The 15,133-nt window shown below is 65.6% G+C and carries 12 protein-coding genes; 6 read left to right on the forward strand and 6 right to left on the reverse strand.

Translation table 11 applies throughout. The annotated features are described in order from the left end of the window. The first annotated feature begins 3 nt into the window (after positions 1-3). Complete coding sequence (locus AU188_RS07810; RefSeq protein WP_286137352.1) at positions 4-3,282, forward strand: helix-turn-helix transcriptional regulator; 3,279 nt, start codon at positions 4-6, stop codon at positions 3,280-3,282. A 90-nt stretch (positions 3,283-3,372) separates the two neighbouring features. Here AU188_RS07810 and AU188_RS07815 read toward each other — a convergent pair whose 3' ends face one another. The 5 genes from AU188_RS07815 to AU188_RS07835 are packed head-to-tail and all read right to left on the reverse strand — an operon-like array spanning position 3,373 to position 9,386. Next, a complete protein-coding gene (locus AU188_RS07815; RefSeq protein ID WP_156426607.1) occupies positions 3,373-3,750 on the reverse strand; it encodes a hypothetical protein in 378 nt (125 codons plus the stop codon). A gap of 24 nt (positions 3,751-3,774) precedes the next feature. Next, positions 3,775-5,553 (reverse strand): TniQ family protein, encoded by a 1,779-nt coding sequence (locus AU188_RS07820; protein WP_059163171.1) that lies wholly within the window; start codon positions 5,551-5,553, stop codon positions 3,775-3,777. After that, positions 5,522-6,589 (reverse strand): ATP-binding protein, encoded by a 1,068-nt coding sequence (locus AU188_RS07825; protein ID WP_059163172.1) that lies wholly within the window; start codon positions 6,587-6,589, stop codon positions 5,522-5,524. The genes AU188_RS07820 and AU188_RS07825 overlap by 32 nt, the downstream gene beginning before the upstream one ends. Beyond that, complete coding sequence (locus AU188_RS07830; protein WP_156426608.1) at positions 6,586-8,646, reverse strand: TnsB C-terminal domain-containing protein; 2,061 nt, start codon at positions 8,644-8,646, stop codon at positions 6,586-6,588. Before AU188_RS07830 ends, AU188_RS07825 begins: the two co-directional genes overlap by 4 nt. After that, positions 8,643-9,386 (reverse strand): TnsA-like heteromeric transposase endonuclease subunit, encoded by a 744-nt coding sequence (locus tag AU188_RS07835; protein WP_059163173.1) that lies wholly within the window; start codon positions 9,384-9,386, stop codon positions 8,643-8,645. Before AU188_RS07835 ends, AU188_RS07830 begins: the two co-directional genes overlap by 4 nt. A gap of 257 nt (positions 9,387-9,643) precedes the next feature. Here AU188_RS07835 and dnaK point away from each other — a divergent pair, with 257 nt between their 5' ends. Genes dnaK through AU188_RS07855 form a run of 4 tightly spaced genes read left to right on the forward strand, consistent with a single transcriptional unit; the run spans position 9,644 to position 13,726 of the window. After that, positions 9,644-11,509, forward strand: coding sequence for a molecular chaperone DnaK (gene dnaK, locus AU188_RS07840; protein ID WP_059163174.1), 1,866 nt, complete (start codon positions 9,644-9,646; stop codon positions 11,507-11,509). Next, complete coding sequence (gene grpE, locus AU188_RS07845; RefSeq protein ID WP_059163175.1) at positions 11,506-12,135, forward strand: nucleotide exchange factor GrpE; 630 nt, start codon at positions 11,506-11,508, stop codon at positions 12,133-12,135. The genes dnaK and grpE overlap by 4 nt, the downstream gene beginning before the upstream one ends. Before the next feature lie 23 nt (positions 12,136-12,158). Further along, positions 12,159-13,340 carry a molecular chaperone DnaJ gene (dnaJ, locus tag AU188_RS07850; RefSeq protein ID WP_059163176.1) on the forward strand — a complete coding sequence of 394 codons (1,182 nt, stop codon included), beginning with the start codon at positions 12,159-12,161 and terminating at the stop codon, positions 13,338-13,340. Continuing rightward, positions 13,340-13,726, forward strand: coding sequence for a heat shock protein transcriptional repressor HspR (locus tag AU188_RS07855; protein WP_059163177.1), 387 nt, complete (start codon positions 13,340-13,342; stop codon positions 13,724-13,726). The genes dnaJ and AU188_RS07855 overlap by 1 nt, the downstream gene beginning before the upstream one ends. 5 nt (positions 13,727-13,731) lie before the next feature. Here the strand turns inward: AU188_RS07855 and AU188_RS07860 are convergent, their stop codons facing one another. Further along, the gene (locus AU188_RS07860) at positions 13,732-14,634 is read right to left on the reverse strand and encodes an aldose 1-epimerase (protein ID WP_059163178.1); all 903 of its coding nucleotides are present in this window, start codon (positions 14,632-14,634) and stop codon (positions 13,732-13,734) included. A 50-nt stretch (positions 14,635-14,684) separates the two neighbouring features. Between AU188_RS07860 and AU188_RS07865 the strand changes: the two genes are divergently transcribed. Then, complete coding sequence (locus tag AU188_RS07865) at positions 14,685-15,131, forward strand: hypothetical protein (protein WP_059163179.1); 447 nt, start codon at positions 14,685-14,687, stop codon at positions 15,129-15,131. The last annotated feature ends 2 nt before the right edge of the window (positions 15,132-15,133 follow it).

Consider the following 15,133-nt stretch of genomic DNA (forward strand, 5'->3'; position numbering starts at 1 on the left):
AGCATGAGCGAAACTAGCTGGAAGAACCTGGACATGAGCGAGCTTCCGACTGGAACGGTCACTTTGCTGCTGGCCGACGTCGAAGGTTCGACCCGCTTGTGGGAGACCCAGCCCGAGTCGATGAAGGCCGCCGTCGAGCGCCTCGACCAGACCCTGGCCGAGGTGGTCGCCGCCCATGGCGGGGTACGACCCGTCGAACAGGGCGAAGGCGACAGCTTCGTCGTTGCGTTCCCCCGAGCCGCCGACGCGGTGGCATGCGCGCTCGACTTGCAGCGAGCGCCGCTGGCACCGATCAAGCTCCGCATCGGGTTACACACCGGTGACGTACACCTGCGCGACGAGGGCAACTACATCGGCTCGACGATCAACCGCACCGCGCGACTGCGCGACCTCGCGCACGGCGGCCAGACCGTGCTCTCGGGTGCGACGGCACCCCTCGTCATCGATCAGCTTCCCGCCGACGTCACGCTCAACGACCTCGGTAGCCATCCGCTGCGCGACCTCCCGCGCCCCGAACGGGTGGTGCAGCTTTGCCATCCGGATCTGCACAACGACTTCCCGCCGCTGCGCACAGCGACTGTCGATGCGGCCGAGAATCTTCCAGTCCAGCTTTCGAGCTTCATCGGACGCAAGGCCGAAATCAGTGGCATCCGCGAGGCACTCGCGGCCAACCGTCTCGTCACACTGACCGGCGCGGGCGGCGCGGGCAAGACGCGCCTGGCAATACAGGTCGCCGCCGAGATAGCCAGCGAGTTCGCCGACGGGGTCTGGTATGTCGACCTGGCCCCGATCACCGATCCCGACGTGGTGCCCGTGACGACGGCGCGCGCGCTGGGTATTCCCGACCAGCCGGGCCAACCGACCAGGGACGTATTGCTGCGGTTCATACGTGATCGCCGGATGCTGATACTGCTCGACAACTGCGAACACCTGCTCGACTCCAGCGCGGATCTGGTCATCGCCCTGTTGGCCGGTGGCCCGGCGCTCACTCTGCTGGCCACAAGTCGCGAGCCGATCGGCGTGACCGGCGAAGTGAGCTGGCGGGTGCCGTCGTTGTCGCTGACAGACGACGCGATCGAGCTGTTCAGCGACCGCGCACGGAGGACCAAGCCCGAGTTTCGTGTCACTCCGGAAAACACCGAAATCGTGACCGAGATCTGTCGCAGGCTCGACGGACTTCCGCTGGCCATCGAACTTGCCGCGGCCCGTGTCCGTGCGCTATCGCCGTCCGAGATCCTCATCAGTCTGCACGACCAGTTTCGCCTGCTGACGGGCGGAGCGCGTACCGCGGTGCGCCGCCAGCAGACGTTGCGCGCATCGGTGGACTGGTCGCACGCGCTGCTGAGCGAGCCCGAACAGGTGTTGTTCCGAAGGCTTTCGGTTTTCCACGGCGGGTTCGATGTAGACGCCGCGCAGGCGGTCGCGGGCGGCGCCGACGCGGAGCGCTACCAGGTGCTCGATCAGCTCACGCTGCTTGTCGACAAGTCACTCGTGGTCGCCGAGGACACCCCACATCGGACCCGTTATCGGCTGCTGGAAACCGTCCGCCAGTACGCACAGGAAAAACTGCACGAGTCCCGCGAAGGCGACGATGTGCGAACCCGTCACCGCGACCATTACACCGCGACGGCCGCCATGTTGGACGCGCGTGCGGACAGCGGCTACCAAGAGCGCGTCGGGTGGGCGGAAGCCGAAATAGACAATCTAAGAGCGGCTTTCGCGTGGAGCCGAGAACGAGCGGATGACAGGTTGGCACTTGCGTTGGCGTCGTCGCTGCAACCAGTGTGGTCGACACGGGGACGCGTGCAGGAAGGATTGAACTGGCTCAGCGCCGCGCTTGCCGGCGACAGTCCACCTAACGGCGACACAGCGGCTGCGCGCGTGCGGGCTACCGCGGACAAAGCGCTGCTGCTGTCGTTTGCCGGTTCGACCGAGGGCCGCGAAGAGGCCGAGCAGGCCCTGGCAACTGCACGGGAACTCGGCGACCCCGTGCTTGTGGTGCGGGCGCTGACCGCCTGCGGTGCTCTCGTCAATGCGTACGACCGTGAGGCGGCCCGACCGTACTTCGCAGAGGCGATGGAACTCGCGCGGGAGCTTGGCGATTTCTGGTCGGTGGCGCAGATCATCGGCCTCGAGTGGATGACCGGTCGCGTGTTGGACGATCCCGCTGCGGCTCAAGTAGCTGCCGAGGAAGGACTTCGGATCGCGGAGGACATCGGTGACGGTTTCCTCTGTCGTCAGTTGCGTTATGTGCTGGGCTGGGCGCAGGTCCTCCGCGGCGACTTGATCGGGTGCGTCGCTCAACTCGGCGAGGTGGTCGAAGAGTGCCTCGCGGCCAACGATTTGGCGTGGGGTATGGCCGCGTCGACTACGCGGACCTACACACTGGCTTACCTCGGAGATGTTGCGAACGCACGCGCAAGGGCGGTTGAGAACCTCGAACGTGCATCGGAGTCCCTCGAGTTCCACAGAGGACTGGCCCACGCAGCCTTGGGCACCGTTCACCTAGTCACGGGCGATGCGTCCGCAGCGTGGGAAGCATATGAAGCCGCGCGCAAGCACACCGCAATGGATCCCTTGACGGCGGGGATATACACGTGGGTGCCGCTCGCGCCGTTGGCATGCGGCGATCTGGCCGCCGCATGCCGCTGGGCCGACGATGTGGTGTCGGTGACCACCGCGTGGAGTCTGGCGGCATCGCTAACATCACGCTCGCGCGTCCTGATCGCGCAGGGCGAGATCGAGGCCGCAGAACGCGACGCCTACGAGGCGCTGGCTTTGGCTTCTCGCATCGGCGGTGACCTTGTCGTTCCATTCGCGCTCGACTGTCTCGCCACTGCGGCGGCGCAAGTCGACAACCACCTGTTGGCGGCCCGCCTCTTCGGCGCGGCAGAAGCGGCTCGCCAGCAGATGGGCCTGGTGCGCTTCAAGATCTTCGACCAGAGCGATGAAGCCACAGTCGCAGCGCTTCGGGATACCCTCGGTACGAATGACTTTGAGGCAGCGTGGGCGGAGGGCGCGGCGCTGTCTATCCCGGAAGCCATCGCCTATGCGCAACGCGGTCGAGGCGAACGCAAACGGGCGAGCAGCGGATGGGCGTCGCTCACCCGCTCCGAGCTCGACGTCGTGAAACTCGTTAGCGAAGGCCTGGGCAACAAGGAGGTAGCCGCGCGGCTGTTCGTCTCACCGCGCACAGTGCAGGCCCACCTCACGCACATCTACACCAAACTTGGGCTAACTTCGCGCGTGCAGCTGGCCCAGGAGGCGACGCGTCGGGGCTGACTACGAGCATATTCGGTGGACCGCGCTCACAGCAGCCATTCTCGGCCTCGGTCAGTTCCAGAATCTCACTGTCCAATCCGCCGATATGCCTTAAGGCTGGCCAGTTGTGAGAATGTTCATCCACTGCCCGGGGAAACCGCCGAAAACGTGGTCTGCACGCGCCAGGACCCTTGCTTCGCGCCGGAGGTCTTGCGGGCGTTTGCGTTCGAGCCCGCTCACCAGGTTTCTCTGTAGGTCGATGACGGCGTCGAGTTTGAGAGCGCCGCATTGCCACCAATCGTGAATCGGGTGACTGACCGGCCATGCCGAGAGGTCACGCAGGGTTTGGTGGAGGATTGCTGCTTGCCATCGCAGTTCGGTGTCTTGATCGGGCAACTTGACGATGGCCAGAGTGACGAGGTCGGCGGGATCGGCCAGCCAGTACGAGGACATTCCCGGTGCTGCCGCCGTCGTCGGAGTGATGGGCACGGGCGGCGAGTCGGCGCACAGTGTTCAAGGTGGTCGCCACGTCAGTGGCCCCGAGGGGCGCAGGCCGTTGCCCCGCCGCATGCTTTCGTATGCGTCCTGGAAGAGCTCCGCGCAAGTGTGGTCTATTGTGGCGGTCTGCTTGCGCCACTGCCGAATTCGCGAAGATGGTAGCCCGTAGTGTGGTGGTGCGTAGGCGAGGTCACCGCCGGTGAAGTGCTCCCAGAACCGGCGCACCACGTCGCCGACGCCGTGGTTGTTCCCGGTCGACGTGTCGAACCCGGCCTCGCGGATGGCTCGGACGAGGCGATTGGGGTCGTCGGCGATGATGCGGCGGAGCTGGTAGTCGATGGGCGGCGGGTCGCGCCGGAGTTGTTCGCGCAGCGCGGTCAGCGTCGCCAGCGCCTCCTCCCATTGCCCGCTGCGCACGATCTGACGCCAATACCTGGTCACCGGGGTGGACATGTCTTTGGGTAGGCCGAGATCCAGCGCGATGAGTTTCCAGGACCGGATATCCCCCATTTTGGCCAGGGCCATGGCTTGCGCCACGGCCTCGATGTCGGGCGGTGCCGCGCCGCGGCGCCAGATAGTGTTGGGCCACAACACTTGCGGCACCCACGCCGATGTGGGCTCGGGCAGGTCGGGATGGTGCTCGGGCAGCCGCAACCAGGTGCGGTCGTCCTGGTTCTCCGCGACGGGGTAGCGCGGCCACCGGCTACCGCAGCCGAGCATGAGCTGCGTTGTCGGGCTCAACGACGGCACGAGCGGGTGGATGCGGATCGCGGCCAGTAGTGGGTTGCGCGGCCGGCGCAGGATGACGTTGTCCGGGCCGATCGGGGCGATGGGACCGCCCGGGTTCAGCAGGCCGACGTCGTCGGCTTTGTGGGCGGCGTCGGTGGCTGTGTCGCTGGACAGGATTGTGCCGCAGTCGCGCAGCGCTCTGGTGAGTTTGGTGCGGTCGTAGCCGGGCGTGAACAGCGTGAGTATGTCTAGTGATTCGTCCAGCAGCTCGCAGATGGCATCGAACGCGATCGTGGCGGTCACCTCGATACCGGCGATGGTGACCGTGTTCTCGGGACCCTCGAGGCGTCGTTCGCACAGGTCGGTGATGAACTGCTGGACGCCGACCAGATCCGCATCGACGTCGTAGACATCGACCTCGCGCAGGTCGTAGTCGCAGAACCGGGCGCCCACCCCAACGCGATCATCGGGTCCGCGCGGGCGGCGGATGCCGCACCGATGCAGTGAATTCTCCCGGTTCGATAGCCATGCGGTGGTCGACCAGGGAGCCTGCCCACAGCGGGGACATGCCCTGACCAGCAGGCACGAGTGTTCGACACAGGCCAGGGCGAATACGTTGGACCACTGGCGTTTCCAGCGCGGGTCGGGTTCGGACAGACACCGTGGGCAGTAGGAGCATCCCGCCAGCAGGGCGCGCCGCAGGCCCCTATATCGCTGGACGTAGTCCGAGAGTGCGGATTTGGGATGGATGCGCCGCGCCGCGGCATTCACCTGATCGGGGGTGCTGCCGAGCAGGTGGGCCAGCTGGTCGGCGTGGCCGGTGATTGCGGCGGCGAATTGTGCTGGCCGGTAGATGTGCTCGTCGATTCCGGCTGTGGCCAGCAGTGCCCGCGGTGTCATGCCGTAGCGCAGCGCCGCCCGCATCAACCATGACTGGACGGTTTCGTCGGGTCCGATCGGGACGCGGATGGGCCAGCGGTTGATGTCATAGCCGCCGGGGATGCAGCGAAGCCGCCGCCGAGGTGGCTGTGGTTCACGCGGTGCGGCTGCTGGTTTGGGCGGCATTGTCGATGGTGGTCGCGGCGATCAAGTCCGCGGTGATGGTTTCGGCGCCTGAGGTGATAGCCAAGTAACAGACGCGGTCAAGCAGGTTGGTCAACGACGCGATGCGGCCCTGGGTGCGGCGGTGAAGCTCTTTGGCGTGTTCGACGAGCATGCCCGCACGGGCGTCGGCCAACTTGATGTGGCTCTCCATCGCCCGTAGCAGACCGATCCAGCCACGCATGCCCGCGTCGCTGTTGATGGCGAACGGGGCTACCGGGCAGCGGGTGGCACGTCGACTGGTTTGGGCGTAGGCAGCTTGTTCACCGACCAGGCCCTCGTCGAAGAACCGTTTTTCGCGCAGCTGCACGCCGACGTAGATGAAGGTGGCGGCCATTTCGTTGGCCAGGCCCTTGAGGTGATTCGAGACATCCACGCCGTTGCGGTGGCGAAAATCGATGAAGTGCAGATCGTCGATCACGATCAGCCGCGTCTGACAACTGGTCACGCAATCGACAGCCAACGCCCCCAGCCGTGAGGTTGAGGCGCGGTCCACCGCCGGGTGCCCGTAGAACCGCAGCATCTGCTGATTGAGCCCTTTGAGGGTGATCCCGGCGCTGAGCGGGACGAACGCCACCGGCAGGCGCTGGTGCCCATCGGGGGTGGTGGGTCCTTCGCGGCGGTAGACGCGGCGGTGAAAGTCGCGGGCATACCGGGTGGCGATGGTGGTCTTACCCAAACCCGGTTCGGCGTCGATGACCACCGAGCCGCGCAGTCGATCAGCGTCGCGACGGCCGGAGGCCATGACCTGATCGATGATGCCGTACGCCTCTTTCAACTGGGCGGTCTTCACGGTGGGCAGGTTCGCGTTCCACACCATGCGGGCCTCGTTATAGTCCTCGAGTTCCTCGCCGTTCAGCTTGGCCATGTCAGTGCGGGACAACACCTCGAAGTCCTCGCGCGGCGCGGTGAACACGAACTCGTCCCATCCCTGCTTACGCGACAGTTGGGTCGTAGTCCTGCCATTGGTGGCGAGCCAGCGCGACCACGTGTTGCTCATTCGTCAAACACCTCGAAGGTGTCCTCGTCGGGGTGCTCGCGGTAGTACTGCTCGAACACATCGAGATCGTCGACGACCTGCAGACCTTCGCCGATAGGCTTTCGTGTTAACAGGTCGACAACAGTTGGCAGCGAAGCCACCTCGCGCTGCTCATCGTGATGCGTTGGCTCTCCGCCACGGACGGGCATTTCTTGGTGTCGTTGGCTGCTGAGCCGCCGAGCAAGCGAACGGTCGCGTCTGGCAACGACTTCGTCGCGGCCCCATTGGCGCAACAGATCCTGGATCGCTTGCGCCGGATCGACATGGCGATTGGCCCGCACGCTAACAGATTTCGCGTAGTTGGCGGCCTCCTGGCTGAACGGTGTATTCAGCCCCTTGGCATGTTCCCATTCCAGGCGCGCCCATTGTCCGGTCTCGGGGTGACGGAAGAAGACGTAGCGCACATCGTGGGAGTCGACGCAGAACGGCCATTTCCCGGCATTGGCGCCGCCGTAGGGGGATTTCATGTTGCGGAACGCGTTGAGGACCTCGCCGTCGTAGCGCTGCCCGTTGATCTCGACCCCGTAGTGCTGGATGGTTCGCCAGGCGACATCCAAGAATTCATACGTGAGGTCTGGTCGCGCCGGCAACGTGAGCGAACCGAACTGCGCCAAACCGATCTCGAACATTTCCGCGGGAGAGAAACGCTCCCTGGGCATTTGAGGTATGCACAGCCCATCGTGCTTGGTGTGGTGATACACCACGCCAACCCATTCTCGAACGATCTGCTCGAGCTCAGTGACGTAGTAGAACGCCTGCTGCTCGATGTTCTTGCCCCGCGAATAGACATCTGGGCCCTTGTAGCCCGGTAGATGTTGCAGCAGCGACTCCCTAACCGTGCGGAAGAACCGTTCAACGGTGGGTTTGTCGGTGGCCTTGTGCGGGATCGCAGGCTGCACCGAGATCCCAAGGCGTGCACAGGCGCCGATGACGTGCGCCGACAGATACTGCTTGCCGTGGTCAACCACGATTGCCTCCGGCAGACACGCGGGAAGTCCGACGCGTCGTCCATTCGATGCGCCGTCCAGTTGATCCTGCTTCACCAGCACCGTCTTTGGGAGGCCGTGATAGGGCCACGCTGCGGCGCTGTTGGTGCCAAGATCTTGCGGAGTTACGGCCTGGTACAGAACATTTGCCACATCCCTGGCCTTGGTGGAAACCGGGGTGAGCTGCATTCCGACGATGCATCGGGTGAACAGATCTTGTGCGACGGTGAGTTCCACCGGCAGCCATCGCAACGTCACCGGCTCCATCGCGAACACGTCAAGAGGTGTCGTATCCAATACCACGAACTCACCTGGTCTTGTTGCCCGCAGTCGGCCATACGGTGCCGAAGGCCGGTCGGCCACGGATCGACGGTTCTTGGCGCTACCGAACGTGTGTCGGCCTTTTGAAAGTTCCTTGAGCCGCTCGCGTGCCGTCTTCGGCGATGGCAGCGTGACTTCACCCGGGCCGTAGGTGGCCTCTAACTCCTGGCTTATGCGATCTATCACCCGGTTCTGTGTCGGCGTGGAAGACGGGACCAGTTCGTTGAGGATCCGCTCGCACATCTCGTCCCACCGAGGGTCGATCCGACTCTTCCGTCGCCGAAGCAGGCGGCTGTCCGCGAGCCCAGCCAACCCAGAATCCCGGTACCCGGCCACCCACCGCTCGATGGTGCGCACAGATACGCCGAGCTCGTCGGACTTCTTCTTGTACGCTTCCGCCGCTGTCTTCGCACTGCCCACGCCGCTTGCGGCGATCACCTCCCGAACGTGTTTGGCGCGTTCCTCGAGCGCTTGCCGTTGTTCGCGAGTCAGTGATCCGAGGACGATCGCGACCAGCTCGTCCTCGGTGTCCGAAACCTCCGGCGCGACAACCAGACTCGCATTCGAGTAAAGTTTCGCGACTGACACGCGGATGGCCGATCGCCCGTTGGTCAACTCGACACCATTGGGGTCGATGCGTTGAACATGCCACAGCGCGCCTTCGAACCACAGTTGTGCGCCCACGGTCAGCTCGAACCGCCCCCGGCTCATGCCGCCCCCGAGACAATGGTGACGACCGAGTCGCCGGTTAACGGCGAGCTGAGATCGGTGAACCAGGCGCCACTCCACAGCCGCTCCAGCACCGCAACAAATGCCGATTGACGAGTGACCCCGTCTCGCACCGCGAGACCGCGGAGCATGTCGATGGTCATCCCATCCCGGGCGACCGCGGCGACCGCCTCCGTCGCTGCCCGGTCGATGACGGCCGAACGCCGTGCCATGCTCAGAACGCGGACATTGCTGACTTCGGTCGGGTTGCCACCGGTCCAGACCTCATATCGCCAGCCTCGGGATCTGCACACCCGGCCGGTCCATTCCAGCACGGCCGCGACCTCTGGTTTTTCGAGAAACCAGGGCGCTTTCACGTCGACCACGCTGTAACCGCCATCCCGGTGCTCCAGCAGCACGTCGGGTACGTGCTGCCGAAACGCCGAACCGTCTGGCCCCCGAAGCCAAAACGATTGACACGCCACCCACCGCACCGCGGGGTCAAAGTCGGCCAGCAGAAGGCGATCCCGTTCAAGCAGGCTCTCGTAACACAGGTGCGTCTGTGTTGTGGCGCACCAGAACAGTCCCGAGTAGTTGCGCTGCCCGGCGCGCGACTTCACGTCCCGCACCGGCCGCCCCCGCACCACACTGGCCGGATCAACTCGACCCAACGACACCGTGACGGCATCGCCGTCAGCGTTGATATAGCTCACCTCGGCATGCCGCGTGTCGCCTCCGGCCACACATGCAACTATGTCCCCAACCGACACGTTGGTGACGTTCCGACACGCGGCCGACAGCTTAACTACCAATCCGACAAGATAAGCGACTTCCTACACCCGGGCCCAGGCCGGGAACAAATCGCACGACGTCCCCGTTGAACCCTTCGACAGTTGAGTGAGTCAGGCTCAAGTCTGAGTTGACAGGGTAGGGTGCGTCGGCGCAGTCTTGAGTGCGGTGCACTCAGACCCTTAGCAGGACTACCCAGGGAGGAACAACCATGGCTCGTGCGGTCGGAATCGACCTCGGGACCACCAACTCCGTCGTCGCGGTACTGGAGGGTGGCGATCCCGTTGTCGTCGCCAACTCCGAGGGCTCCCGCACCACGCCGTCCGTCGTCGCGTTCGCGCGCAACGGTGAGGTGCTGGTCGGCCAGCCCGCCAAGAACCAGGCGGTGACCAACGTCGACCGGACCATCCGTTCGGTCAAGCGTCACATGGGCACCGATTGGTCGGTGGAGATCGACGGCAAGAAGTACACCGCGCAGGAGATCAGCGCTCGGGTGCTGATGAAGCTCAAGCGCGACGCCGAGAGCTATCTCGGTGAGGACATCACCGACGCGGTCATCACCGTGCCCGCCTACTTCAACGACGCCCAGCGTCAGGCCACCAAGGAAGCCGGCCAGATCGCCGGCCTCAACGTGCTGCGCATCGTCAACGAGCCCACCGCGGCCGCGCTGGCCTACGGCCTGGACAAGGGTGAGAAGGAACAGACGATCCTGGTCTTCGACCTCGGCGGCGGCACGTTCGACGTCTCCCTGCTCGAGATCGGCGAGGGCGTCGTCGAGGTGCGTGCCACCAGCGGTGACAACCACCTCGGTGGCGACGACTGGGACGACCGGATCGTCGACTGGCTGGTCGACAAGTTCAAGGGCACCTCAGGCATCGACCTGACCAAGGACAAGATGGCCATGCAGCGACTGCGCGAGGCTGCCGAGAAGGCGAAGATCGAGCTCAGCTCGAGCCAGAGCACCTCGATCAACCTGCCCTACATCACCGTCGACGCGGACAAGAACCCGCTGTTCCTCGACGAGCAGCTGACGCGCGCCGAGTTCCAGCGCATCACCCAGGATCTGCTGGACCGCACCCGCCAACCGTTCCAGCAGGTGGTCAAGGACGCCGGCATCTCGGTGTCCGACATCGACCACGTGGTGCTGGTCGGCGGCTCGACGCGGATGCCCGCGGTGTCCGATCTGGTCAAGGAGATGACCGGCGGCAAGGAGCCCAACAAGGGCGTCAACCCGGACGAGGTTGTCGCGGTGGGCGCCGCGCTGCAGGCCGGTGTGCTCAAGGGTGAGGTGAAAGACGTTCTGCTGCTTGACGTCACGCCGCTGTCCCTCGGCATCGAGACCAAGGGTGGCGTGATGACGAAGCTGATCGAGCGCAACACCACCATTCCGACCAAGCGGTCGGAGACCTTCACCACCGCCGACGACAACCAGCCGTCGGTGCAGATCCAGGTCTATCAGGGCGAGCGCGAGATCGCCGCGCACAACAAGTTGCTCGGCAGCTTCGAGCTGACCGGTATCCCGCCGGCCCCGCGCGGCGTGCCGCAGATCGAGGTCACGTTCGACATCGACGCCAACGGCATCGTGCACGTGACGGCGAAGGACAAGGGCACCGGCAAGGAGAACACGATCCGCATCCAGGAGGGCTCCGGCCTGTCCAAGGAAGAGATCGACCGGATGGTCAAGGACGCCGAGGCGCACGCCGAGGAGGACCGCAAACGTCGCGAAGAGGCCGACGTCCGCAACCAGGCCGAGTCGCTGGTGTACCAGACGGAGAAGTTCGTCAAGGAGCAGCGTGAGGCCGAAGGCGGGTCGAAGGTCCCCGAGGACACGCTGAGCAAGGTGGACGCGGCGATCGCCGATGCCAAGAAGGCGCTCGAGGGCACCGACATCGGCGAGATCAAGTCCGCGATGGAGAAGCTGGGCGTCGAGTCACAGGGCCTCGGCCAGGCCATCTACGAGGCCACTCAGGCCGAGCAGGCGGCAGGCGGCGGCACGGACGCCGGTGCGCCGGCCGACGACAACGTCGTGGATGCCGAGGTGGTCGACGATGACTCGAACAACAAGGAGAACAAGTGACAGGAAACGATCCGTACGAGCCGGTGACCGTCACCGACAAACGGCGCATCGATCCGGTCACCGGTGAAGTGAGAGACGCAGGTTCCGAGCCGGCCCCAGGTGGGCCGGCGCCGGACCAGCCATCGCCGCAGAGCGCAGGCGCAGAGGCCGACAAGGCCTCCGAACTGCTCGCCGATCTGCAGCGAGTGCAGGCCGATTTCACCAACTACCGTAAGCGGGCGCTGCGCGATCAGCAGCTGGCCGCCGACCGGGCGAAGGCCTCGGTCATCACGCAGTTGCTGCCGATCCTCGATGACCTCGATCGTGCCCGCAGCCACGGCGACCTGGAGAGCGGTCCCCTCAAGGCGGTGGCCGACAAGCTCGTCAGTGTCCTTGAGGGACAGGGACTTTCGGCATTCGGTACCGAGGGCGACGAGTTCGACCCGGAACTGCACGAGGCCGTGCAGCACGAGGGGGAGGGCACTCACCCCGTGCTGGGCACCGTGATGCGGCGCGGCTACAAGGTCGGCGAGCAGGTCGTGCGCCACGCCATGGTCGGCGTGGTCGACACGGTGCCCGACGGCCCGGAAGCCGCCGATAACGGCGGCGATGCGGCGGCAGAACCAGCAGAATCAGACCAGGAGTGACACCGGTAAGGAGGTGACGCGGTATGGCCCAACGTGAGTGGGTCGAGAAAGACTTCTACAAGGAGCTCGGCGTCTCCTCCGACGCCAGCGAACAGGAGATCAAGCGGGCGGCGCGAAAACTGCTCGCGGAGAATCACCCCGACCGAAATCCGGGCAATTCGTCGGCCGAGGAACGGTACAAGGCGGTGTCCGAGGCCAAGGAGGTGCTCACCGATCCGGCCAAGCGCAAGGAGTACGACGAGACCCGGCGGCTGTTCGCCAACGGCGGCTTCGGCCGCGGTCGGTTCGGCGGCGGCGGTGGCTTCGGTGGCTTCGGCGGCTCGGATGGCGGCGTCGAGTTCAACCTGAACGACCTGTTCGACGCCGCCGGTCAGACCGGTGGCGCGAACATCGGCGACCTCTTCGGTGGTCTCTTCGGCCGCGGCGCCCAGCAGCCGCGGCCCAGCAGGCCGCGCCGCGGCAACGACCTCGAGACCGAGGCCGAGCTGTCGTTCCTGGAGGCCACCAAGGGCGTGGCGATGCCGTTGCGGCTCACCAGTCCGGCGCCGTGCACCAACTGTCATGGCAGCGGGGCGCGCCCGGGCACCAGCCCGAAAGTCTGCCCGAGCTGCAACGGCTCCGGCGTGATCAACCGCAACCAGGGCGCGTTCGGATTCTCCGAGCCGTGCACCGAATGCCGTGGGAGCGGGTCGATCATCGAGCACCCCTGCCAGGAGTGCAAGGGCACCGGCGTGACCACCCGAACCCGCACCATCAACGTGCGGATCCCGCCCGGCGTCGAGGACGGCCAGCGGATCCGGTTGGCGGGCCAGGGCGAAGCGGGTCTTCGCGGCGCACCCTCGGGCGACCTGTACGTGACTGTCCACGTGCGGCCCGACAGGGTCTTCGGCCGTGACGGCGACGACCTCACCGTCACCGTTCCCGTCAGCTTCCATGAATTGGCCTTGGGTACAACGCTTTCGGTACCGACGCTGGAGGGCAAGGTCGGCGTACGGGTGCCCAAGGGCACATCGGACGGCCGGATCCTGCGCGTGCGCGGACGCGGTGTACCGAAACGCTCCGGCGGCCACGGCGACCTGTTGGTGACGGTCAAGGTGGCGGTGCCGCCGAACCTCGAGGGTGAGGCGGCCGAGGCGCTGGAAACCTACGCGAAAGCGGAGCGGGCCAGCGGCTTCGATCCGCGGGCCGGATGGGCAGGTGCGTGATGGCCGCGAAACGGTCCAAGGAGGAGGCCCGCACCTTCCTGATCTCCGTCGCCGCCGAGTTGGCGGGCATGCACGCGCAGACCTTGCGCACCTATGACCGGCTCGGACTGGTGCGCCCGCAACGCACCTCGGGTGGCGGCAGGCGTTACTCCCAGCACGATGTCGAGTTGCTCCGCGAGGTGCAGCGGTTGAGCCAGGACGAAGGCGTCAACCTCGCCGGCATCAAGCGCATCATCGAGCTGACCAACCAAGTCGAGGCGTTACAGGCCCGGGTGCGGGAGTTGAGCGAGGAAGTGGAGGCGCTGCGCGCCCAGCCACGTCAAAAGAGCACGGCCCTGGTCGTCTGGCAGCCCACAGCCGGTCGGCGGCGACGTCAGGCGGATTGACAACCTCAGGTGATCCTGATCGAGAATCGAGCGGTCTCCGGCGTGCCGGGGGCCGCTTTTCGGTAGCCGCCCCGCCGCAGCGCGTCGGTCGGGGCGGCCATCGGCTCGATGGCGATCAGGTCGTCGTTGGTGGGCGCGAAGAGTTGCGCTGCGGGATAGCCGCTTTCGAACGTCACATCGATGCGGCGGTCACCGCCGGTGAGCGTGAACACCGCGCCCTCGGGCACCCGGTCGAAGCCGTCGTCGTATGCGGTGATCTTCAACTGCTCGGTCCTGGCCGGCCACGGTTCCTGAGCTCCGGTCGGAATGCCGTTGTCGTCCACCGGCAGGTGGCGCATCGTCGGGGTGTTCAGCGCCCATTCCTCGCGCGGCACGCCCGGGATCCTCAGGTACGGGTGGTAGCCGAAGCACAGCGGCACGGATGCCGACGTGGTGGGCGCGACGGTGGTCTCGATGGTGAGTGTCCGGGCGTCGAGAGTCACGTGCTGTGTCAGCAGGTGCGGGAACGGAAACGCCGCTAGCAGTTGCGGGTCGCCACCGTAATCGAGTACGGCGGTCAGGCTGTTGTCCGTTTGCGCGCTGACCCGCCAGCCGGGGTAGGCGGCGAGTACTCCGTGGATCGGTGCTCCGTGCTCGTCGGTCCGGACACCACCGGTGCCGGGGGTCAGGCGGACGACGGTGCCGTCGACCTCGTAGGTGTTGGCGCTCAACCGGTTCGCCCACGGGTACAGGATCGGGATGCCCATCGTCTTGCCGTTGTTGACGTAGGCGGTCAGGCCGCGGCGCTGGCTGAGGAACTGGTCGCCGTCGACGGCCAGCGAGGTGCCCACCATGCCGGCTGCCGGCACGAACGATGCGGTCAGCGCGGACGACGGATCGCGAAGCGTGACGGTTTCGAAGTCGACCATGACACCGAAGCTACAGATCGGTGCCACTTCATCCCGGCTAGGCTCCAGGAATGGTGAAACGCACTGCGATCGGCGCCGTCATGGGTATCGCTGTTGTCGCGATCGCCGCGACCGGATGTGGGACGACCGAAGGCGACCCGAAAGCGGATGAGCCCGACGCCGCCACTTCTGAGGCCACGACTTCGGCGACGGCGACCACGTCGGAAACGGTCGCGGCCACGCCCGCTGGGCCCCCCGTCGGGACCGCGACCATGGAGGTGAGGGGCGGAGCCGGCCCGGTGAGCATCCGGTACCGGATCAACGGTGGCCCAGAGCAAACAGAGACGAATGTGACGCTGCCATGGCAGAAGCAGTATCCCGTTTACAACGAGGTGCAATCGTCGGTCACCGCCGACGGCGGCGACACAAGTCTCATCTGCAGCATCACCATGGACGGCAACCTGCTTGCGTTCAAGAGCGAACCACGGCCGACATGTAGTTTCTCGTATTGGGGCTAGCG

The sequence above is a fragment of the Mycobacterium sp. IS-3022 genome (assembly GCF_001500065.1).
Classification (GTDB): Bacteria; Actinomycetota; Actinomycetes; order Mycobacteriales; family Mycobacteriaceae; genus Mycobacterium.